At 64.7% G+C, this 19,695-nt stretch carries 21 protein-coding genes; 10 read left to right on the top strand and 11 right to left on the bottom strand.

Annotated features, from left to right (window positions below):
• Window positions 1-63: 63 nt before the first annotated feature.
• Window positions 64-444: a hypothetical protein gene (locus RBA41_RS26335; RefSeq protein WP_306627278.1), complete on the top strand. Its 381-nt coding sequence runs from the start codon at window positions 64-66 to the stop codon at window positions 442-444.
• 21 nt (window positions 445-465) lie between these two features.
• On the opposite strand, the gene RBA41_RS26330 is transcribed toward RBA41_RS26335, so the two are convergent.
• Entirely contained in the window at window positions 466-864 is a 399-nt protein-coding gene (locus tag RBA41_RS26330; protein WP_306627276.1) for a GFA family protein, read from the bottom strand.
• A gap of 130 nt (window positions 865-994) precedes the next feature.
• Between RBA41_RS26330 and RBA41_RS26325 the strand changes: the two genes are divergently transcribed.
• Together RBA41_RS26325 and RBA41_RS26320 are read left to right on the top strand one after the other, a co-directional pair.
• The gene (locus RBA41_RS26325; protein WP_306627274.1) at window positions 995-1,249 is read left to right on the top strand and encodes a hypothetical protein; all 255 of its coding nucleotides are present in this window, start codon (window positions 995-997) and stop codon (window positions 1,247-1,249) included.
• Between the two features lie 130 nt (window positions 1,250-1,379).
• Window positions 1,380-3,575 carry a hybrid sensor histidine kinase/response regulator gene (locus RBA41_RS26320; RefSeq protein ID WP_306627273.1) on the top strand — a complete coding sequence of 732 codons (2,196 nt, stop codon included), beginning with the start codon at window positions 1,380-1,382 and terminating at the stop codon, window positions 3,573-3,575.
• Here the strand turns inward: RBA41_RS26320 and RBA41_RS26315 are convergent.
• The gene (locus tag RBA41_RS26315; protein ID WP_306627272.1) at window positions 3,541-4,359 is read right to left on the bottom strand and encodes a DUF72 domain-containing protein; all 819 of its coding nucleotides are present in this window, start codon (window positions 4,357-4,359) and stop codon (window positions 3,541-3,543) included. The genes RBA41_RS26320 and RBA41_RS26315 overlap by 35 nt on opposite strands.
• 98 nt (window positions 4,360-4,457) lie before the next feature.
• Here RBA41_RS26315 and trxC point away from each other — a divergent pair, with 98 nt between their 5' ends.
• Both trxC and RBA41_RS26305 read left to right on the top strand, forming a co-directional pair.
• Complete coding sequence (gene trxC, locus RBA41_RS26310; protein WP_306627270.1) at window positions 4,458-4,901, top strand: thioredoxin TrxC; 444 nt, start codon at window positions 4,458-4,460, stop codon at window positions 4,899-4,901.
• A gap of 75 nt (window positions 4,902-4,976) precedes the next feature.
• Window positions 4,977-5,354, top strand: a complete 378-nt coding sequence (locus tag RBA41_RS26305) for a DUF4870 family protein (RefSeq protein ID WP_306627268.1) — start codon at window positions 4,977-4,979, stop codon at window positions 5,352-5,354.
• Between the two features lie 81 nt (window positions 5,355-5,435).
• Here the strand turns inward: RBA41_RS26305 and RBA41_RS26300 are convergent, their stop codons facing one another.
• The 4 genes from RBA41_RS26300 to phaC all read right to left on the bottom strand — a co-directional run bounded on the left by RBA41_RS26300 (window position 5,436) and on the right by phaC (window position 10,741).
• Window positions 5,436-6,596 carry a cystathionine beta-lyase gene (locus RBA41_RS26300; RefSeq protein ID WP_306627266.1) on the bottom strand — a complete coding sequence of 387 codons (1,161 nt, stop codon included), beginning with the start codon at window positions 6,594-6,596 and terminating at the stop codon, window positions 5,436-5,438.
• Between the two features lie 60 nt (window positions 6,597-6,656).
• On the bottom strand, window positions 6,657-8,036 hold the full coding sequence (gene rimO / locus RBA41_RS26295; protein WP_306627264.1) for a 30S ribosomal protein S12 methylthiotransferase RimO: 1,380 nt from the start codon (window positions 8,034-8,036) through the stop codon (window positions 6,657-6,659).
• A 183-nt stretch (window positions 8,037-8,219) separates the two neighbouring features.
• Window positions 8,220-8,774, bottom strand: coding sequence for a polyhydroxyalkanoate synthesis repressor PhaR (gene phaR / locus RBA41_RS26290; protein ID WP_306627262.1), 555 nt, complete (start codon window positions 8,772-8,774; stop codon window positions 8,220-8,222).
• 209 nt (window positions 8,775-8,983) lie between these two features.
• Window positions 8,984-10,741 carry a class I poly(R)-hydroxyalkanoic acid synthase gene (gene phaC / locus RBA41_RS26285; RefSeq protein WP_374709601.1) on the bottom strand — a complete coding sequence of 586 codons (1,758 nt, stop codon included), beginning with the start codon at window positions 10,739-10,741 and terminating at the stop codon, window positions 8,984-8,986.
• Here phaC and RBA41_RS26280 point away from each other — a divergent pair.
• On the top strand, window positions 10,740-11,117 hold the full coding sequence (locus RBA41_RS26280) for a hypothetical protein (RefSeq protein ID WP_306627260.1): 378 nt from the start codon (window positions 10,740-10,742) through the stop codon (window positions 11,115-11,117). The genes phaC and RBA41_RS26280 overlap by 2 nt on opposite strands.
• Before the next feature lie 11 nt (window positions 11,118-11,128).
• On the opposite strand, the gene pgeF is transcribed toward RBA41_RS26280, so the two are convergent.
• Window positions 11,129-11,917 carry a peptidoglycan editing factor PgeF gene (pgeF, locus tag RBA41_RS26275; RefSeq protein ID WP_306627258.1) on the bottom strand — a complete coding sequence of 263 codons (789 nt, stop codon included), beginning with the start codon at window positions 11,915-11,917 and terminating at the stop codon, window positions 11,129-11,131.
• Window positions 11,917-12,966: an RluA family pseudouridine synthase gene (locus RBA41_RS26270; RefSeq protein WP_099879668.1), complete on the bottom strand. Its 1,050-nt coding sequence runs from the start codon at window positions 12,964-12,966 to the stop codon at window positions 11,917-11,919. Before RBA41_RS26270 ends, pgeF begins: the two co-directional genes overlap by 1 nt.
• 65 nt (window positions 12,967-13,031) lie before the next feature.
• On the opposite strand from RBA41_RS26270, the gene RBA41_RS26265 reads away from it, so the two are divergent.
• A complete protein-coding gene (locus RBA41_RS26265; protein ID WP_306627256.1) occupies window positions 13,032-13,862 on the top strand; it encodes an outer membrane protein assembly factor BamD in 831 nt (276 codons plus the stop codon).
• A 71-nt stretch (window positions 13,863-13,933) separates the two neighbouring features.
• Here the strand turns inward: RBA41_RS26265 and yaaA are convergent, their stop codons facing one another.
• Window positions 13,934-14,704 (bottom strand): peroxide stress protein YaaA, encoded by a 771-nt coding sequence (yaaA, locus tag RBA41_RS26260; protein WP_306627254.1) that lies wholly within the window; start codon window positions 14,702-14,704, stop codon window positions 13,934-13,936.
• 37 nt (window positions 14,705-14,741) lie between these two features.
• On the opposite strand from yaaA, the gene RBA41_RS26255 reads away from it, so the two are divergent.
• From RBA41_RS26255 to RBA41_RS26245, 3 genes are all read left to right on the top strand, one after another.
• Complete coding sequence (locus tag RBA41_RS26255; RefSeq protein WP_306627252.1) at window positions 14,742-15,203, top strand: putative toxin-antitoxin system toxin component, PIN family; 462 nt, start codon at window positions 14,742-14,744, stop codon at window positions 15,201-15,203.
• 255 nt (window positions 15,204-15,458) lie between these two features.
• Window positions 15,459-16,616, top strand: coding sequence for a pyridoxal phosphate-dependent aminotransferase (locus RBA41_RS26250; RefSeq protein WP_306627250.1), 1,158 nt, complete (start codon window positions 15,459-15,461; stop codon window positions 16,614-16,616).
• Between the two features lie 22 nt (window positions 16,617-16,638).
• The gene (locus RBA41_RS26245) at window positions 16,639-17,736 is read left to right on the top strand and encodes an HD-GYP domain-containing protein (protein ID WP_306627248.1); all 1,098 of its coding nucleotides are present in this window, start codon (window positions 16,639-16,641) and stop codon (window positions 17,734-17,736) included.
• Window position 17,737: 1 nt separating this feature from the next.
• Here RBA41_RS26245 and RBA41_RS26240 read toward each other — a convergent pair whose 3' ends face one another.
• Entirely contained in the window at window positions 17,738-18,808 is a 1,071-nt protein-coding gene (locus RBA41_RS26240; RefSeq protein ID WP_306627246.1) for a tetratricopeptide repeat protein, read from the bottom strand.
• Window positions 18,805-19,695 (bottom strand): ExeA family protein, encoded by an 891-nt coding sequence (locus tag RBA41_RS26235; RefSeq protein ID WP_306627244.1) that lies wholly within the window; start codon window positions 19,693-19,695, stop codon window positions 18,805-18,807. The genes RBA41_RS26240 and RBA41_RS26235 overlap by 4 nt, the downstream gene beginning before the upstream one ends.

The raw sequence follows: 19,695 nt of genomic DNA, 5'->3' as shown, positions 1-19,695 counted from the left end.
GTAGCAGCGCCGCCACCTGCCATTTGCCTATAGTGATCGCATCGGAATGAGGAGTTTCCCGCCATGAAAAACCTGTTATTGATCGGTGTGCTGGCCGCGCTCGGCGGCTGTGCCACCTATCCTTCGTCACCCCGCTACGCCCAGCCGTCCGACCCGACCCAGTGGCGCGTGGTGTCCGTCACGCCGGTCGCGCCCGGCACAGGCGAGCGCGTGGCGGCCGCCTCGCCCACCGGTTCGCGCGTCGAGTATTCGTCGCGCCCGGTCACCGTGGTCGAGCGGGTGTATGTGCCGCAGCCCGTGTATGTGCCGGCGCCCGTGTACATCGAGGAACCGGCCTACTGGTATCCGCCCGTCTCGATCAGTCTCGGATTCGGCTTCGGGCGCTACTGGGGCCACGGCGGCCACGGGCGCGCGCATATCGGGCGCGGCTGGCGCCACCGCTGAGGCGTCGGCACGCGTTACAGCTTACAAATAGCCCGTTTCGGCGGGCGGCTTGTCCCACTCGTCGTTGCGTCCATCCACGTAGCGCACCGGCACCCAGGACAGTTCTTCGTCGGTGACGCCGTCCAGGCAGGCGACATTGACGCCGTAAAACTTGCCCAGGCGGGGCGACTGGCCGATGCCGAACGGCGGCACCCCGCAGTGGCGGCAAAACAGGTGATGCTCGACCCGGCGCTGGAACTGGTAATCGCTCAGCTCCGAGGCGCCGCACAGCAGGCGGAACGATTCCGGTTTCACGATCGCCGCCCACCAGCGGATCTTTTTGCATAAAGAGCAGTTGCAGCGCAAGGTTTCCAGGCTCAGGTCGATATCGGCCTCGAAGCGTACGGCGCCGCAATGGCAACTTCCAAGATACGTTTTCATCGTCGGTTCACCGCCGCGCGGTGTCGTCTGGTTGGATGGTTAGTTTCAGTCAAGCATTGAACGTGAGTGTAGCAGCAAGCCTGCCCGCCCGGCGTGGACATTCGCCATGCCAGCAGGTATGCTGTAGCGCATGAACATCAACCAGCAAATCGCCCTGACCCTGAGCACCGCCGCCAACGCGCGCGCGGCCAACTGGCGCGCCTGGGCGGCGCTGGCCGGCATGATCGTGACCATCGGCGGCATGGTGGCGATGATGTGGTTCCTGTCCACCCAGCCCACGCTCGACCTGCGCGGCTGGCTGTGCGGCGGCGCCAGCATGGCCGGACTGGCACTGTGGCGCGCGATGCTGCCGCTGGCCGTGGAGCACGAGCGGCGCGGACGCTGAAGCGATTTTCCTGACGCGGCGGCCGGTGCGGTAAAATCGCGCCCATTGTTCCCGCCACGTCCGATCCTCCATTCATACGTCCATTCATGCCAGCAAAGTCCCTCTTGCGCCGCAGCGGCGCCTCCCGTTGATGCGCCTGCGTTCCCACTACATCGTCCTGGCCCTCTCGATTGTCGTTCCGGTTGCCGTGTTCGGCGGCATTGCGCTGCACATCCTGCAGGACACCCAGCACAGCTCGGCCATCGGCCGCATCGAGCAAAGCGCCACGCTGACCGCGCGCGCCATCGACGCCGATATCTACCGGGCCCAGTCGGTGCTCAAGGTGCTGGGCCACTCGCACGCGCTGGCGCGCGGCGACCTGGCCCGCTTCTACGAGGAAGCGCGCGAGGCGAGCGCCGCGCCGGGCGGCTGGATCATCCTGTACGACACCAACGGCCAGCAACTGCTCAACACGCGCCGCGCCTACGGCGTCGACCTGCCCAGGCGCCCCGATCCGGAACAGGTGACGGCGATGCTCGCCTCGGGCCAGGGCCAGGTCACCGGCATCAAGTGGGGCGAAGTGCTGAAAAACCATTTCGTCATGGTCGAGCAACCAATCCAGACCCCGGCCGGCCAGCGTTACGTGATCGGGCAAGCGTTTTCGCCGGCCTTCTTTGCGCATTCGTTCGCCGGGCGCACCCTGCCGCCGGGCTGGCGCGTGGCGATCCTCGACCGCGCCGGCATCATCATCGCGCGCAGCGCGAACGCCGACAAATTCGTCGGCCTCACGGTCCGTCCCGCCACCCTGGCCGTCATCAACAAGACGCGCAGCGGCGTGTTCACGCATCTGTCGGGCGACAACACCGAAGTGGTCGACGCCTTCACCCGCTCCGAGCGCTCGGGCTGGTCGATCGTCATCGGCGCGCCGCTGGCCGAGATCGACGCGGCCGTGTGGCGCGGGGTGCCGGTGATGAGCGCCGGCCTGGTGATCGCCCTGATCGCGGCGCTGACCCTGGCCATGGTGGCCGGACGCCACCTGGTGCGCTTCGTGGCGCGCGCCTCGCAAGCCGCGGCCCTGCTCGGCCAGGGTGGCGAAGTAAACGCCCTGGCGCGCTCCGGCATCCATGAACTGGAAAGCCTGAACGAAGCGATCCGCGAAGCGAGCAAGCGCCTGCAGGCCGAAATGCGCTCGCGCTCCGACGCCGAGAACGAACGCAATGCGCTGCTGGTGTCGGAAAAAACCGCACGCGCCCGCGCCGAAGAACAGAACGCCGCCAAGGACGAGTTCCTGGCGATGCTCGGCCACGAGCTGCGCAACCCGCTCAGCGCGGTCGCCAGCGCCGTCTCGATCCTCGACAACGGACGCAATATCGACGACGCCATGGCCCAGCGCGCGCGCGACGTGCTGCGGCGCCAGACCGACCACCTGCGCAAGCTGGTCGACGACCTGCTCGAAGTGAACCGCGCCCTGATGGGCAAGCTGGAACTGGACAAGGCGCCGGTCGACCTGGCCGAGGTGCTGCAGCGCTGCGTCGACACGCTCAAGGCGAGCGGGCGCACGGCCGCCTTCACCGTGCGCCTCGATACCGTGCCGGCCACCGTCAGCGCCGATCCGACCCGCCTGCTGCAAGTGATCGACAACCTGCTCGACAACGCCATCAAATACAGTCCGGGCGGCGGCGAGATCGTGCTGTCGGTGCGCCACGTGGGCGACGCGGCCGAACTGAGCGTGCGCGATGCGGGGCTCGGCATCCCGGCCGACCTGCTGCCGCACGTGTTCGACATTTTCGTGCAGGGCAAGCAGAGCCTGCAGCGCGCCCATGGCGGGCTGGGGATCGGCCTGTCGCTGGTGCGCCGGCTGGTCGAACTGCATGGCGGCTTCGTGCGCATCGACAGCGAAGGCAGCGGCAAGGGCAGCACCGCCACCGTCACCCTGCCACGCCTGGCCGGGCACGCCGCCGTGGCGCCGGACGCGCCAGCGGCCCAATCGGCGCGCCTGCGCCGCGTGCTGCTGGTGGAAGACAACGCGGACGCGCGCGAGATGATGTCGATGCTGCTGCAGCTGCGCTCGTGCGAGGTGGTCAGCGCCGCCAGCGGGCCGGAAGCGATTGCCACGGCGCTGGCGGTGCAGCCGGAGCTGGCCTTTATCGATATCGGCCTGCCCGGCATGGACGGCTATGCGGTGGCGCGCGCGCTCAAGGCCGACGAGCGTACCGCCGGCATCGAACTCATTGCCCTGACCGGCTACGGCAGCGAAAAGGACCGCACCTTGGCGCTGGAGGCCGGGTTCGCCCGGCACTTCACCAAGCCGATCAGGCTGGAAGACCTGGATCTGGCGCTGTCGTAGGCGACACCTGGCCGGGCCGCGCAAGGCCGGGCCGCGCAAGGCCGAGCGCTGCGCGCAGCTCGAGCGCATTGGGCAGCGCCGCGCCGGACGCCGTGTTGTCAAAAATGCACCAGACATCGCGCCCGTGCGCCGCGTGGGTCGCCATGTCGCGCGCCAGCTGGGCCAGATAATCCGCCGAATAAGGCGAGTAGTAGATGCGCGGCGAGCCATGCAGGCGCACGTAGATGCTCTCCGTGGTCGGCACGTGCGGGCCCTCCTGGCCCTTGGCCGGGTCGGCGATCACGCGCGTGACCGCTGCGCGCCGCAGCAGCGCGCTGGCGTCTTCGCCGAACCAGGTCCGATGGCGCGCTTCGCAGGCGATCATGCAGCCGAAGGTGTCTTTCAGGCGCGCGAAAAAGTCGCTGGCGACGGCGGCATCGAAATCGAGCTTGGGCGGCAGCTGCACCAGCAGGCAACCGAGCTTGTCGCCGAGGGCGCCAGCTTGAGCCGCGAACTGGCTCAGCGGCGCATCGATGCCCACAAGGCGCGCATCGTGCGTGATGGTGCGCGGCAGCTTGACCGCGAAGCGGAACTCCGGCGGCACGCTATCCGCCCAGCGCGCGTAGGTCCTGGGCTGGTGCGGACGATAAAACGAGGAGTTGATTTCGACCGTGCCGAGCACGCGCGCATAGCGTTCCAGATGGCTGCCGCCGGTCTCGAACGCGCCCGCCGCCTCGCGTGAAATGGTCCAGCCGGCGCAGCCGATGCGCAGCGCGCCGGCGTTGTCATGTGTACGATTTGTCATGGTGAGAAAGTGTAGCAGCGCGCGGCGCGCGAGCCGAACACGGTTGGCGGCGCCCGGTCTACAATGGCGTTCTACCAATCAGTACGCAGGAGGATTTCATGACCGACCCCGTCCACATCGTCTGCCCGCATTGCGAAGCGGTCAACCGGCTCGCGCACGAGCGCCTGAACGACACCCCCGTGTGCGGCAAATGCGCGCGTGAGCTCTTCGTCGGCATGCCGATCGACGTCAACACGGAACGCTTCAACAAGCACATTGAGCGCAACGATATTCCCGTGCTGGTCGATTTCTGGGCCGAATGGTGCGGACCGTGCAAGATGATGGCGCCGGCTTACCAGCAGGCGGCCAGGCGGCTCGAACCGCGCATCCGGCTGCTCAAGGTCGATACCGAGCACCTGCAGGATCTGGCGGCGCGCTACAACATCCGCAGCATTCCCACCCTGGCGCTGTTCAGGAATGGCCGCGAAGTGGCGCGCCAGCCGGGCGCGATGGATGTGAATGGAATTGTTTCCTGGGTGGATGCACTGATGCGCCACGCATGATATGCATGCGAAACAAGCGGAGGGGATGCGGCGGGACTGCTACAATCGGGTCATATTGCTAAAGGAGCATGAATCATGACGCAAGACCTGGTACTCGATTCCAATCTGGAAGAACAAAAAAACATCGTGCGGATTCTGTATATCGTGCACGCGCTGACCCTGGTTTTCTCGCTGGGCCTGCTTTCGGTCGTGCCCTTGATCGCCAACTATATCAAGCGGCCGGATACGGAGGGCTCGTATTTGTACAGCCATCACAGCTGGATGATCCGCTCGTTCTGGTGGTTTTTCGTGTGGGCCGTCGTTGCTGCGTTTTTCGTCTTCACCTTGTGGTGGGTGTTCGGCCTTGGCATCCTCATCGGGTATGTGGTGGGTGGTCTGGCGTGGATCTGGAAGGCTTACCGCTTGTTGAAAGGGTATTTCGATCTGGAGAAGAATCGGGCGATGCCGGGTTAACCGATACCGTCGTTCCCGCCGCGTGCCGCCTTGGCGCGGGAAGTCGGTTCTGGCAATGCCAGAACCGACGAAGGTAGCGGCTCAAAGCCGCGCCAGCCCCTGCTCCAGGTCGGCAATCAGATCGTCGGCATCTTCCAGACCGATATTGAAGCGCACCAGCACCCCGGCATCCTTCCACTGCTTGCGCATCGCCTGCATCCGGTACGGCATGACCAGGCTGTTCGCCCCGCCCCAGCTGTAGCCGATGCCGAACAATGCCAGGCTATCGACGAAGCGGTCGGTCTGCTCCTCGCTGTAACGCGCATCGAACACCACCGAAAACAAACCGCCCGCGCCGGTAAAGTCGCGCTTCCAGTGCGCGTGCCCCGGGCAGTCGGCAAAGGCCGGATGCAGCACCCGCGCAATCTCCGGGCGCGCCTTGAGCCAGGCCGCCACTTTCCGGGCCGCCGCATCGTGCGCCTCGAAGCGCAGCTTCATGCTGCTCAGCCCGCGCAGCACCAGATACGCGTCGTCAGCGCTCACGCCCATGCCGAGGCGCATATGCGCCAGCGCAATGCGGTCGTTGAGCGCGCGCTCGCGCGTGATCACGGCGCCCATCAGCACGTCCGAGCCGCCCGACTGGTACTTGGTCAGCGCCTGCATGATGATGTCGACGCCATGCTCGAAGCCGCGCAGCGCCAGCCCGGCGGACCAGGTGTTGTCCAGCGCCACCAGCGCGCCTGCGGCGTGCGCCGCCTTGCAAATCGCCGGCAAATCGGGCACTTCCATCGAGACCGAGCCGGGCGCCTCGGTCCAGACCAGCTTCGTATTGGGCTGCATCAATTCTGCGATGCCGGCGCCGATCATCGGATCGTAATAACGCGCGGTGATGCCGAAATCCTGGCTGAGCCAGCGGCCCAGTTCGCGGTTCGGGTTGTACACATTATCGGGCAGCAGCACGTCGTCGCCGCTTTTGAGCAGCGCAAAATCGACCATGGCGATCGCCGCCAGCCCGCTCGGCGCCAGCAGGCAGAACTGGCCGTCCTCGATCGCGGCCAGCCGTGCTTCCAGGGTGAAGGTGGTCGGCGTGCCGTGCAGGCCGTAGGTGTAGGCGTTCTTCTCTTTCCAGTCGCCCGAGCGCATCGCCGCGACATCCTTGAACAGGACCGTCGAGGCATGATGGATCGGGGTGGGAAATGCCGCGAAGCCGGCGGGCGGCTCGTAGGCGTTATGAATCAGTTGGGTCTGGGGGGAAGTTTTCATCGGCTGGCGGGCTTTCCGGTGGCGGCGCGGCCACCGGGCGGCCGTGCCAGCCGTGGTGAACTAGACGACCGAGGCCCACAGATCGTGGGCGTCGGCGGCGGTGATGGTGACGTCGGCAAATTCGCCGACGGTGAGCTTCTTGCCCGGTACCAGCGAACGCTTGATGTGGACCACGCCGTCGATTTCCGGCGCGTCGGCCCACGAGCGGCCGATGGCTTCCTTGCCGCCGACTTCATCGACCAGCACGCGCATGGTCTTGCCGACCTTGGCCTGCAGGCGCTTGGCCGAGATTTCTTCCTGCAGCAGCATGACGCGGCCACGGCGTTCTTCGCGCACTTCTTCCGGCACGGGATTATCGAGCAGGTTGGCGGTGGCGCCTTCCACCGGGGAATACGCAAAGCAGCCGAGACGGTCGATCTGGGCTTCCTTGAGGAAGTCCAGCAGGTACTCGAATTCGGCCTCGGTTTCGCCCGGGAAGCCGGCGATGAAGGTCGAGCGGATCGTCAGGTCCGGATTCATGGCGCGCCAGGCCTGGATGCGGTCGAGGTTTTTCTCGCCGCTGGCCGGGCGCTTCATGCGCTTGAGTACGTCCGGATGGGCGTGCTGCATCGGAATGTCGAGGTAAGGCAGTACCGAGCCGCCGCTCATCATCGGAATGATCTGGTCGACGTGCGGGTACGGGTAGACGTAGTGCAGGCGCACCCAGGCGCCGAACTGGGCCGCCAGCTGGCCGAGCGCTTCGACCAGCTGCGTCATGTGGGTCTTGACCGGACGGCCGTTCCAGAAGCCGGAGCGGAACTTGACGTCGACGCCGTAGGCGCTGGTGTCCTGGGAGATGACGAGCAGTTCCTTGACGCCGGCCTTGAACAGGTTTTCGGCTTCCAGCATCAGGTCGGCGATCGGGCGCGAGACGAGGTCGCCGCGCATCGATGGAATGATGCAGAAACTGCAACGGTGATTGCAGCCTTCGGAAATCTTGAGGTAAGCGTAATGTTTCGGCGTGAGCTTGATGCCCTGCGACGGCACCAGGTCGAAGAACGGCTCATGCGGCTTGGGCAGGTGCAGGTGGACCGAGTCCATGACTTCGCCGAGGGCGTGAGGGCCGGTGACGGCCAGCACCTTCGGGTGTACCTTCATGATGATATCGTCGCCGGCAGCATCTTTTTTGGCGCCGAGGCAGCCGGTGACGATGACGCGGCCGTTTTCGGCCAGCGCTTCGCCGATGGCGTCGAGCGATTCCTGGACAGCGGCGTCGATGAAACCGCAGGTGTTGACGATGACGAGATCGGCGCCTTCGTACGACTTGGCGGTTTCGTAACCTTCGGCGCGCAGCTGGGTCAGGATCTGTTCGGAGTCGACCAGCGCTTTAGGGCAACCGAGCGAGACAAAGCCGACTTTTGGAGCGGCACCAGGAAGGGGAATACGACGAAGTTCGGACATGTTGGAGGCACAATAAGGCAGGGTAATCTGCGATTATACCTGTTTGGGCGGGGGAGTTGGTGGTTTGAACGTTCGCCACCCAACGCGCAATGGAATGCACTCATATCCCGTCGTTCCCGCGCCAAGGCGGCACTCGGCGGGAACGACGGAGGTTGAGGCGAGAGGTACCTAACTACCTCCGCCTCACTTCTTCTCTACCGGCGGAAACGGAAACGCCGCCCCAAAAATGCTCTTGCTCTGGCTCTGCATCTGTTCCTGCATCTGCACGAACAGATTTTTGCTCTGGTCGATGTAGTTATTCATCATCCCCTGCATCATCGGTCCCTGCACATTCATGAACTGGGTCCACATTTCCGGACTGAACGGCTTGCCCTCGAACGCCCCGGTCGAACCGGTGGTGAACTTGTTCTGGATATCCGTGAATGCCTGGACGTTTTTCTCCAGGTAAGACCCCATCATCCCCTGCATGGCATGGCCGTAATAGCGGATGATCTGCGACAGCACACCGCTCGAGAACATCGGAGCGCCGTTCGCTTCCTCTTCCAGAATGATCTGAAGCAAGATGCTGCGGGTCAGGTCTTCGTTCGTCTTGGCATCGATCACGGTGAATTCGTCCGCGTCGAGCACCAGCTGCTTGACGTCGGTCAGCGTGATATACGAACTGGTCTGGGTATCGTACAGACGACGATTCGGGTACTTCTTGATCAGGCGTTCCGTACTCTTTTTTGCACTACTCATCTCAAGGTTCCACTTATTGCGCCGCAGCGCATGTTGACTGATCACGAAAAAAAAGCGGACCGGGGTCCGCTCCTGACAGGCCTGCTTTTTGCATTATAGAGTGGATATTCGCAAAAATACCACTTTACCGGTTCGCGTGCAGCAAATAGTGCGCCGCACCCAAACGATAAATGCAGGGCAACCCCCGTTGCCCTGCCCCATTGCCTGCCTCAGTCCGCCCGGACCTTGACGTAACGCCCCGGCGCCGGCTCGATCGGCTGGTAGGCCTTGCTGCCCGCCTTGGCCGGCGCCTTGACTTCCTTGCCGCCGTGTTCAGCCAGGAAAGCGGCCCATTCCGGCCACCAGCTTCCCTTGTGCTCGGTCGCGCCGTCGAACCATTCCTGCGCCGACGCCGCCGCCACCTTGGCCTTGGCCTTGCCTTTGCCCTTGGGCGCGGCAGAGGCGTCGTTGGTCCAGTAGCTGCGCTTGTTCTTCGAGGCCGGGTTGATCACGCCGGCAATATGCCCGGACGCGCCCATCACAAAGCGGTTGGCCTGCGCATTCTTCGGGTTGAGAATGTGCATCGAGCCATACGCCGAACTCCAGGGAACAATATGATCTTCCTTGGAACCGTACACGAATACCGGCGCCTCGATCGCGCCCAGGTCGACCGGCACCCCGGCCACGGTCAGCTTGCCCGGCTCCTTGAGGCTGTTTTCCAGGTACGTATTGCGCAGATACCAGCAAAACATCGGCCCCGGCAGGTTGGTGCTGTCGGAATTCCAATACAGCAAGTCGAACGGTGGCGGTTCCTTGCCCTTCAGATAGTTCGACTGCACGTAATTCCACACCAGGTCGTTTGGACGCAGCGACGAGAAGGTCGTGGCCAGGTCGCGCCCCGGCATCAGCCCGCCCTTGGCCAGCGCTTTTTCGCGCATCGCCACCTGGGTTTCGTCGATGAACACTTCCAGCACGCCCGTATCCTCGAAGTCGAGCAAGGTGGTCAGCAAGGTCAGGCTGGCCGCCGGCTGCTCGCCGCGCGCCGCCAGCACCGCCAGCGCCGTGCTCATGATGGTGCCGCCGACGCAGAAACCGAAGGCGTTGACCTTGTCGGCCCCGGAAATGGCGCGCGTGACTTCGATCGCCTTGATCGCGCCATTCTCGACGTAATCATCCCAGGTGGTCGCGCCCATCGAGGCATCGGGATTGCGCCACGACACCAGGAACACCGTGTGGCCCTGCTCCACCGTGTAGCGCACCACCGAGTTTTCCGGCTGCAGATCGAGGATGTAAAACTTGTTGATGCAAGGCGGCATCATGAGCAAGGGCACCTGGTGCACGGTCGGCGTGGCCGGGGTGTACTGGATCAGCTGGAACAGCTCGTTTTCAAACACCACCTGGCCCGGCGTGGTGGCGACGTTGCGGCCCACCTCGAAAGCCGACTCGTCCGACAGCGAAATGCGCCCTTTCTGCATATCGGTCAGCATATTGCTCAGGCCACGGGTGAGGCTTTCACCCTTGGTTTCGATGAGTTGTTGCTGCGCTTCCGGGTTCGTCGCCAGGAAATTGGCCGGCGACATGGCGTCGACCATCTGCTGCACCGCGAAGCGGATCTTTTGCCGTTCGCGCGGGCCGGTCTCGACGGCTTCGGCCATGGCGGTCAGAAACTCGGCATTTAACAGGTATGATGCGGCACTAAATGCGGACATCGGATTGGACAACCATTCCGGCGCGGCAAAGCGGCGGTCGGTGAGCGAGGGAGTTTTCCCTGCAAGAAATTCTTGCCATAATCCGGCGGCTTTTTGCAGGTAATCGTTGCGCAACGATTCCATTGCCTGTGGCGGAATAGTTGCGCCGGCGTCCTTGAGCAGGCCGGCCACCGGACTGGCGCCCTGCGGCGTCGCCCCGAACATCGCCTGCCAGGCGGAGGGATCGGTCATTTGGGACATCCATGCGGAGGCCATCGCTTGCGGGTCGGGCATATTCATGTTTGCGTTCATTGTTTCAATCTTTTCCAAGGAAAGTTGTATGTGGCTTGTCGCTATTGCATGGATCTACGTAGTTGGCCTGATGGCATTTACCGAGCACAGTATTGTCGCAGGGATTATGACGTTTTTGGGCTATTGTGTGTTGCCTTTGTCAATAGTCTGGTACATCGCCGGGTCCAAGATGCGGCGCATGAAGATCGCACAGAAAGAAGAAATGGCGCGCCGCCGACGCGCGGGACGCGGGGCGGATGGCCAGGACGTCACCGGCGAGCGCGAGCATCATCGCTCGTCGCGCGACCGCAGCGATAGCGACAGCGGCGACAGCGACAGCAGCAGTGACAGCGGCGGTGGCGACGGCGGTTCGGGCGGCGACTGACGCTGCCGGCCTCACTTAATCCAGATCAGGCTGGCCTGGCGGCCGGTCACCTGGTCGCGCCGGTACGAATAGAAGCGGCCGCGCTCGCTGGCAGTGCAATACGTTCCGCCCGAAACATCGGTCACGTTATCGCGCGCCAGCACGATGCGCGCCAGCCAGTAGATATCGGCCAGATACTTGCCCGGACGGCCAGGAAACGGCGCGAAACACTGCGCGGTCTGGCTGGCTTCATCAGCGCCGTGCGTCCCGGCCATAAAGCTATCGAACACATCGCTGCCAACCTCGAACTGGGTCGGACCGATGGCCGGCCCCAGCCAGGCGGTAATTTCGCCGGCGCCGGCCGCGCGCATGGCCGCCACGGTCTCCCGCAGCACCCCGCCGGCCAGCCCGCGCCAGCCCGCGTGCGCGGCGCCCACCACCTTGCCATCCCTTGAAGCGAACAGCACCGGCAGGCAATCGGCCGTCATGATTGCGCACACCATGCCGGGCACGCTGGCGATGCTGGCGTCGCCAACCTGCACCGGCTGACCCGGCCGCACGGTGGCGGCGTCGACCACGGCCACCCCATGCACCTGCGACATCCAGGCCGGCTCGCCCGGCAGCGCCTGGCGCAGGCGTGCACGGTTCAGGCCGACCAGCACCGGATCGTCGCCGACATGGTTGCCCAGGTTCAGCCCACCGCCGCCGGCCCCGTCGTCATACGGTGCCGGACTGACGCCGCCGACCCGGGTGGTGGCGATGGCGCTAATGCCGGCCGGCATATCCGGCCAGTCGGGCGCGATGAAGTGTACGCCGAGCATCACACCTGCTCGGGCTCGGGAATGCCGGCGCGCTCGATCAGCTCGGCGAAATCATCGGCCAGCGGCACGATCCATTCCATGTCCTCGCCCGTGGCCGGATGCACCAGGCCCAGACGGCGCGCCTGCAGCGCCTGGCGCGGGAATACCGGCGTGAGGTGCTGCTTGCCGTACACGGCGTCGCCCACCAGCGCGAAGCCGATCGAGAGCATGTGCACGCGGATCTGGTGGGTGCGGCCGGTCTCGAGCTGGCATTGAACCAGACTGACGGGACGACGGTCCAACATACCGGTGGCGATGCGCTGGTAGTGGGTAATGGCCGGCTTGGCCGAGAAATTGGTCGACACGGCCATCTTGACCCGGTCTTTCGGGTGGCGGCCCATCGACGCATCGATGGTGCTGCTCAGCTGCGGCGTGCCCCAGACCAGCGCAAAATACTCGCGCTTGACGCTGCGCGCCTGCAGCTGGCGCACCAGGTCGGTTTGCGCCGCCAGGGTTTTGCCGATGACCATCAGGCCGCTGGTGTCCTTGTCGAGCCGGTGCACGATACCCGCGCGCGGCACGCCGGCCAGTTGCGGGCAGTGGTGCAGCAAGCCGTTGAGCAGGGTCCCGGCCCAGTTGCCGGCGCCCGGATGCACGACCAGGCCGGCCGGTTTGTTGATGACGATGATATGCTCGTCCTCGAAAACGATGTTCAGTTCCATCGCTTCAGGCGTGTAGGCCTCGTCTTCCGGCGCACTTTGTGGCAGGATGACGACCGCTTCGTCGCCATACGCGGTGTCTTTGCCGCGTGCGGGCTTGCCGTCGACCAGCACATGGCCCGCTTCGAACCACAGCTGCAGGCGGCTGCGCGAAAATTGCGGGACCAGGCCGGCAATGACCTTGTCCAGACGGTGGCCGCAGGCGTCCGGCGTCAGTTCGAGGTGGATCGGGGACAGGTCGATGCCGACGGCGGGCAGGACGTATTCGTCGCCGGCCTCGTCATCGATGTCGATCTCCAGATCGGGGTCTAAGGGCAAATCCGCCGAATTCGGCGTTGGAGTTAATATCACAGCAGTCCCATCGGCTATAATCAGCCTTTCGTTGAATCTCAGTTAATACTCTCTTGCAAAAAGTTATGCAAAAAAAATTATCGCGTGTTGTTGCCAATACTGTTGCTACTACTCTTCTGCTCGGTTTGTCCGCTTGCAGCTTGTTGCCGGAAAAAACCGACGAGACCAAAAACTGGCCGGTGACGAAATTATACGCTGAGGCACGCGAAGAAATGGCGGGTGGTCACTACGAGGCGGCAATCAAGCTGTTCGAGCGCCTCGAAACCAACTACCCGTTCGGTAATTATGCAGCGCAGGCGCAGATGGAAATTGCCTACGCTCACTACAAGAGCCAGGACCAGGCACAGGCGCTGGCCGCAGTGGAGCGCTTCATCAAGCTGCACCCGAACCATCCCAACGTCGACTATATGTATTACCTGCGCGGGCTGATCAACTTCAACGACCAGATCGGCTTCCTGAGCTTCGTCTACGAGCAGGACCCGACCGAACGCGACCCGAAAGCGACGCGCGAAGCGTTTGCCGCCTTCAAGGCGCTGGTCGACAAGTTTCCAGATAGCATCTACGCGGCCGATTCGATTGCCCGCATGAAGTATCTGGTGAATGCGATGGCGCAGTACGAAGTGCACGTGGCCAACTACTACCACGACCGCGGCGCCTACCTGGCCTCGCTGAACCGTGCGATGGCGGCGGTGTCGGACTACCAGGATGCGCCGGCGCGCGAAGAGGCGCTGTTCCTGATGATGCGCAACTACGACAAGCTGGGCATGCCCGAGCTGCGCGACGACACCAAGCGCATTTTCGTGCGCAACTACCCGAACAGCAAGTACCTCGACCCGAACGCCGGCGAGAAATCGTGGTGGAAATTCTGGGCCAAGTCGAACCGTCCGGCGCGCTGAGGCAGATGCAAAAAAACCGGGGAAACCCGGTTTTTTGTTGGTGCAGCCCAAAGACATGGAAGTAATTGGCGTCAGACCTCGACCTTGCGCCGGAACATCCACGTGCGCTCGTCCGAATCGTGCTTGTCGAACGCATAGCCGTCGACCTTGAAACTCTTGAGCTTCTCGGCGTCGACAATGCCCTTGACCGCCGCGTAGCGCGCCATCAGCCCGCGCGCCCGCTTGGCGAAGAAGGAAATGATCTTGTATTTGCCGCCCTTCCAGTCCTCGAACACCGGCGTGACCACCGGCACCGACAGCAGCTTGGGCTTGACCGACTTGAAATACTCTTGCGACGCCAGGTTGACCAGTACTTTGGCCCCCTTGGCGGCAATCGCCTCGTTCAGCGCGCCGGTCACCGTCTCGCCCCAGAACGCATACAGGTCCTTGCCCTGCGGCGTGGCCAGCTTGGTGCCCATTTCCAGCCGGTGCGGATGAATCAGGTCGAGCGGACGCAGCACGCCGTACAGGCCGGATAAAATACGCACGCTGTGCTGCGCGTAATCGAGCTGGCCCGGCTTGAGCGAACGCGCGTCGAAGCCGGCGTACACGTCGCCGTTGAAGGCCATGATGGCCTGGCGCGCCTCGCTGGTGTCCTTGCTCCAGCTGGCATAGCGGCCGACGTTGAGGTCGGCCAGGGTGTCGGACAAGTGCATCAGGCTGGCCAGTTCGGCCGGCGAATAGTGGCGCAGCACGTCGATCAGCGCGCCGGAACGGTCGAGAAAATCGGGCGTGGTGTGCAGTTTGGTGGTCGGGGGCGTTTCCAGGTCCAGCGATTTGGCGGGCGACAAGACAATCAGCATAAGATTCAATCAACTTACTACGAATAAACAGACCAATATGATACCCGCTCCAGCCAAACGCATCGTGCTCGACACCAATGTCTGCCTCGACCTGTTCGTCTTCCACGATCCGCGCTGGGCCAGCCTGCTGGCCGCCGTCGAGAGCGGCGCGGTCGAAGCCATCACACGGGCCGATTGTCGCGAGGAATATCTGGTGGTGTTGCACTACAAGCACCTGCCGCTCGACGAAGCCTCCCGCCCGCTCGCGGCGGCGCGTTTCGATGCATTGATCACCGTCGTCGCGCCCGACGCCAAACCGGTGCGCCTGCCGGTCTGCACCGACCGCGACGACCAGAAGTTCCTGGAACTGGCACGCGACGCCGGTGCCGACATCCTCGTCACCAAGGACAAGGCGCTGCTCAAACTGGCGCGCAAGACGGCCCAGGCCGGCATGTTCCGCATCATGCTGCCCGAAGCCTGGGTCAAGCTGGCGGCGGCGGAGCCGGCAATGCCCGTCTGACTGTTCCCTTTCAGCTACTGCTGAGCCCGTCAGCGACGCTCTCCGATTTCACGCGCACGGCATGCCCGTTAAAAAGCTGCTCTACATTCGCTAATATGTGATCAGCCCGATCTGCTGTCGCTTCGGCCGGCACAGCCAGCCGACACTGCGGCCCGCGCAGCCCTCCGCGCCGGCAAGCAAGTTCGTATTTGCTAGCCGGGCCGGAGGGATGCCACTACGCTAAAATAGTTGTCCGCTTAACTTTCCGAACGCTCCATGTCCACTCCCGTCCTGCACACCCGCCTGCCCGCCGTCGGCACCACCGTCTTTTCGCTGATGTCGGCGCTGGCCAGCGAGCATGGTGCGGTCAACCTGGGCCAGGGCTTTCCCGATTTCGCCTGCGAAGCGGCCCTGCTCGACCATGTCGACGCCGCCATGCGCGCCGGCCATAACCAGTATCCGATGATGACCGGCGTGCCCGCGCTGCGCGACGCCATCGCCGCCAAGATCGCCGCCGTCTACGGTGCCCGGTACAACGCCGCCAGCGAGATCACCGTCACCGCCGGCGCCACCCAGGCCCTGACCACCGCCATCCTGTGCTGCGTGCACCCGGGCGATGAAGTGATCGTCATCGAACCGGCCTACGACAGCTACCTGCCCGCCATCACCCTGGCCGGCGGCGTGCCGGTGCCGGTCGCCATGGAGCTCGGCGAGCAAGGCTACACGGTGCCGTGGGACCAGATCGCGGCAGCCGTCACGCCGCGCACGCGCCTGATCGTCATCAACACCCCGCACAACCCGACCGGCTCGATCCTGCGCGCGGCCGACCTGCGGGCCCTCTCCGACATCGTGCGCGGCAGCGACATAGTGATCCTGTCCGACGAAGTCTACGAACACATGGTCTACGACGGCGAGCGCCACGAGTCGGTGTGCCGCTATCCGGAACTGGCCGAGCGCAGCTTTGTCGTATCGAGCTTCGGCAAGACCTACCACGTCACCGGCTGGAAAATCGGTTACGTCGCCGCGCCCGCCAGCCTGATGGCGGAGTTCCGCAAGGTGCACCAATATAATGTCTTCAGCGTCAACACGCCCATGCAGCACGGCCTGGCCACCTACATGGCCGACCCGGCGCCGTACCGCGATCTGCCGGCGTTTTACCAGCGCAAGCGCGACCTGTTCCGCGACGGTCTGAAAGGCTCGCGCTTCACGTTGTTGCCAGCCGACGGAACTTATTTTCAGTGCGTCAAGTATGAGGCGATTTCGCCTATACTGGAGTCGGATTTTGCACAATGGCTGACCACCGAAATCAAGGTCGCCGCCATTCCCGTGTCCGCGTTTTACAGCCAGGGCCGGGAGTCGGGGATTGTGCGTTTTTGCTTCGCCAAGAAAGACGAAACCTTGCGCCTGGCGCTGGAGCGCCTCGCAAGACTGTGATTCACCGGGCTGGAAGACGATCATGGCAATCAGGCGCATCACCTTGGCAGATCTGGCATTCGGCGAACCCTTGCGCTGGGATATTTTCAGCACGCCCTCGTCGAATCGTCCGCTGCTGCAGAAAGGCCAGGTCCTCGCGCCCGGCCAGCTGGACGACTGGATCGAAGCGGGCCTGTACGCCGAGGCCTCGTCGCCGGTATCGGTACTGCAATCGCTGAACCAGATCAACCGCCGCCTCGAACGCACCCTGATGGACCTGCGCGACCAGGGCAGCGCCGACCGCGAACTGCGCGCCATCGCCCAGGACCTGATCGACACCGTCGAACGGGGCGCCGACGTCGCCCTGGCGGCCATTTTCCTGAACCAGATCGCCGGCGCCTATGCCGTGCGCCATTGCACCGAAGCGGCCGTCGTGGCCTGCCTGATCGCGCACGCCATGCACAAGTCGCCCGTCGAAGTGCTGGTGATCACGGCGGCGGCCCTGAGCATGAACGTGGGCATGGTGCGCCAGGCCGACCTGTTCCAGAACAAGGATGGCGCACTGTCGCACGAAGAACGGGCGCTGGTGCGGCGCCATCCGTCGGCCAGCGTCGACATGCTGCGCTTCGCCGGCGTCAGCGACGAAGCCTGGCTCGACCTGGTGCTGATGCACCACGAGAATGACGACGGCAGCGGTTATCCGGCCGGCAAACTGGGCGATGAGATTTCGCAAAACGCCAAGCTGATCGGGCTGGCCGACCGCTATTGCGCCTTCGTTTCGGCGCGCAATTATCGGCGCTCCCTGCTGCCGCCGGTGGCGCTGGAGCGTTTATGCGCGGGTAACGAGATGCCGTACGACCAGATCGTGCTGGGGCACTTCGCCACGCAGATCGGCGCGTATCCGCCCGGCACGCTGGTGCGGCTGGAAAATGCGGAGCTGGGCGTGGTGTCGCGGCGCGACGAAGATGGCGCGGGGATGGCGGTGCATGTGCTGCGCGCGGCCGATGGCAAGGCCCTGGCCGAGGCGCAGCAGCGCGTGACCACCCAGCCGGGCTGCGCGATTGCGGAGGCACTGCATGAAGATCACGCGAAACTGCGGTTTCCGATGAAGCAGATCTGGGGCGAGCTGGCGAGCTTGTAGATCAGCGCCCCAGCGCCGCCGCCTTGCGCTCGACAAAACCCTGCAACTCGGGCGACAGATTGCCCGCCTCCCTGGCCCGCTGGAATGCCGCCAGCGCTTCCGGCAGCCGTTTCTCCGCTTCCAGCGAAATCCCCAGCCCCATCCACCACACACTGTTTTCCGGCGCGGCGCGCAGCGCGGCCTGATACTGTTCCACCGCTTCCGGATGGCGCCGCTCGCGCTGCAGCGCGCCGGCCAGGAAGGCGCGATACTCGCCATTGCCCCCGGCCGCCGGCAAGCTCGCCATGAGAGTCTCGATTCCGGATGCGCCGCCGTCGATCTGCAAGCGCGCCAGCAGCATTGCCATGGCGGGCTGTCTGACGTCCAGCGCCAGGCCGGCCTGCAGCAGGCGCATCGCCTCATCGGTGCGGCGCTGCTCGATCAGGATGCCGACCAGGGTCTGGCGTGCCGCCTCATGCCGCGCATCGATCGCGAGCGCAGCCTCAAGCTGGGCCACCGCCTCCGTCACGCGGCCGTCCTGCAAGCTGGCCAGGGCGCGCCGGTAGGCGCCCTCGGCGCCCTGCCCGGTCACCGCCTGCCGGCCTGCCTGCGGCGCCACCGCCACGCTGTCCACCGGCGTGTTGACGCGCGGCGCCGGGGACACGGGTTTTTCCTCGCGCACCGGTACGTTCCGCTCGCGCGGCGGAGGCGCTGGCGTCTGGGGCCGCGCAGCCGCCTTGTCCGGCACCACCGTGGCCGGCGGCGGCGGCGCGGTCGTCGCCACCGTCGCCACCTGCTGCGGCTGCGCCGTTTCCGGCATCGGCAACTGTTCCGCCGGCGTGATGACGACCGGCCGGATCGGCGCCGCTGGCGCCACCACCGCCACCGGCGCAGTGCCCGGCTGCTGCAGGTAGCGCCAGCCGTACACGCCGCCCGCGGTCAGGATGATCACCCCGGCCAGCGCGCCCATCACCACCGGCAGCGGCACGCTGCGCTCGCCCCGCCCCACCGGCCGGATATCGGCCGGCGCGCCATCGGCACCGGGAGAACCGCGTTTGTCGAGGTCCTGCAGCATCTTGTTGATCAGACTCATGTGTTCAAGGCCCAGGTTAGTCCGCCGCCCGCCGCCAGGCTCAACGCCAGCGCGGCAAACCAGGGCCACCGACGGCGCCTGGCGGAAATCGTGTCGCGCACCGCTGCGCCCACGTGGCGGCGGCTCACTTGCTGCTTGCCCTGCCCGTAGCACAGCATCAGCGCCTTGTGCGCGAGGATGTTGACCAGCCGCGGAATGCCGCCGCTGGCCGCGTACAGCGCGCCCACCGCCTGCCGGCTGAACAGGCGCGCGCCGGTGAACCCGGCCACGCGCAGACGGTGCGCCAGGTAATACTCCACATCGTCCCGCGTCAGCGGTCCCAGATGGTAGTGAAACGTGATGCGCTGGGCCAGCTGGCGGATCGATTCCAGGGCCAGATTGCGGTTCAGTTCGGGCTGGCCGAACAGGACGATCTGCAGCAGCTTGCGTTTTTCGGTTTCCAGGTTGGTCAGCAGGCGCAGCGCTTCCAGGCTTTCGATGGGAATCGCCTGCGCTTCGTCCAGGCACAGCAGCACGCGCTTGCCGTTGCTGGCCAGCCCCATCAGCCTGTGGGTGATGGCCTTGAGCAGCTGGTGCTGGTCGACATCCTTGTCGAGCAGCAACGCCAGTTCGTCAGCCAGGGCCAGCATCAGGGTGCGCGGTTCCAGATACGGATTGGGAATGTAGGCGGTCACGAAGTCGTCGCCCAGGGTCGCCATGAACTTGCGGCACAGCAGCGTCTTGCCGGTGCCGACTTCGCCGGTGATCTTGATGAAGCCTTCGCCACTGCGGGCGGCCACCAGCAGGGTATTGAGCGCTTCCTGCGAATGCGCGCTGGTGAAAAAGAAACTCGTGTCCGGCGTAATGCCGAACGGGACTTCGCGCAGGCCGAAGTGCGAGGTGTACAT

The organism is Massilia scottii, from assembly GCF_030846495.1.
Classification (GTDB): domain Bacteria; phylum Pseudomonadota; class Gammaproteobacteria; order Burkholderiales; family Burkholderiaceae_D; genus Telluria_A; species Telluria_A violaceinigra.
Note: the sequence above shows the minus strand (reverse complement) of the source record. Positions and strands in the feature narration are given on the sequence as shown.

Bases quoted from the DNA above. Each gene is read 5' to 3' on its own strand.
- RBA41_RS26335 (WP_306627278.1), top strand. From the start codon at position 64: ATGAAAAACCTGTTATTGATCGGTGTGCTGGCCGCGCTCGGCGGCTGT.
- RBA41_RS26330 (WP_306627276.1), bottom strand. From the start codon at position 864: ATGAAAACGTATCTTGGAAGTTGCCATTGCGGCGCCGTACGCTTCGAG.
- RBA41_RS26325 (WP_306627274.1), top strand. From the start codon at position 995: ATGAACATCAACCAGCAAATCGCCCTGACCCTGAGCACCGCCGCCAAC.
- RBA41_RS26320 (WP_306627273.1), top strand. From the start codon at position 1,380: ATGCGCCTGCGTTCCCACTACATCGTCCTGGCCCTCTCGATTGTCGTT.
- RBA41_RS26315 (WP_306627272.1), bottom strand. From the start codon at position 4,359: ATGACAAATCGTACACATGACAACGCCGGCGCGCTGCGCATCGGCTGC.
- trxC (WP_306627270.1), top strand. From the start codon at position 4,458: ATGACCGACCCCGTCCACATCGTCTGCCCGCATTGCGAAGCGGTCAAC.
- RBA41_RS26305 (WP_306627268.1), top strand. From the start codon at position 4,977: ATGACGCAAGACCTGGTACTCGATTCCAATCTGGAAGAACAAAAAAAC.
- RBA41_RS26300 (WP_306627266.1), bottom strand. From the start codon at position 6,596: ATGAAAACTTCCCCCCAGACCCAACTGATTCATAACGCCTACGAGCCG.
- rimO (WP_306627264.1), bottom strand. From the start codon at position 8,036: ATGTCCGAACTTCGTCGTATTCCCCTTCCTGGTGCCGCTCCAAAAGTC.
- phaR (WP_306627262.1), bottom strand. From the start codon at position 8,774: ATGAGTAGTGCAAAAAAGAGTACGGAACGCCTGATCAAGAAGTACCCG.
- RBA41_RS26280 (WP_306627260.1), top strand. From the start codon at position 10,740: ATGTTTGCGTTCATTGTTTCAATCTTTTCCAAGGAAAGTTGTATGTGG.
- phaC (WP_374709601.1), bottom strand. From the start codon at position 10,741: ATGAATATGCCCGACCCGCAAGCGATGGCCTCCGCATGGATGTCCCAA.
- pgeF (WP_306627258.1), bottom strand. From the start codon at position 11,917: ATGCTCGGCGTACACTTCATCGCGCCCGACTGGCCGGATATGCCGGCC.
- RBA41_RS26265 (WP_306627256.1), top strand. From the start codon at position 13,032: ATGCAAAAAAAATTATCGCGTGTTGTTGCCAATACTGTTGCTACTACT.
- yaaA (WP_306627254.1), bottom strand. From the start codon at position 14,704: ATGCTGATTGTCTTGTCGCCCGCCAAATCGCTGGACCTGGAAACGCCC.
- RBA41_RS26255 (WP_306627252.1), top strand. From the start codon at position 14,742: ATGATACCCGCTCCAGCCAAACGCATCGTGCTCGACACCAATGTCTGC.
- RBA41_RS26250 (WP_306627250.1), top strand. From the start codon at position 15,459: ATGTCCACTCCCGTCCTGCACACCCGCCTGCCCGCCGTCGGCACCACC.
- RBA41_RS26245 (WP_306627248.1), top strand. From the start codon at position 16,639: ATGGCAATCAGGCGCATCACCTTGGCAGATCTGGCATTCGGCGAACCC.
- RBA41_RS26240 (WP_306627246.1), bottom strand. From the start codon at position 18,808: ATGAGTCTGATCAACAAGATGCTGCAGGACCTCGACAAACGCGGTTCT.
- RBA41_RS26235 (WP_306627244.1), bottom strand. From the start codon at position 19,695: ATGTACACCTCGCACTTCGGCCTGCGCGAAGTCCCGTTCGGCATTACG.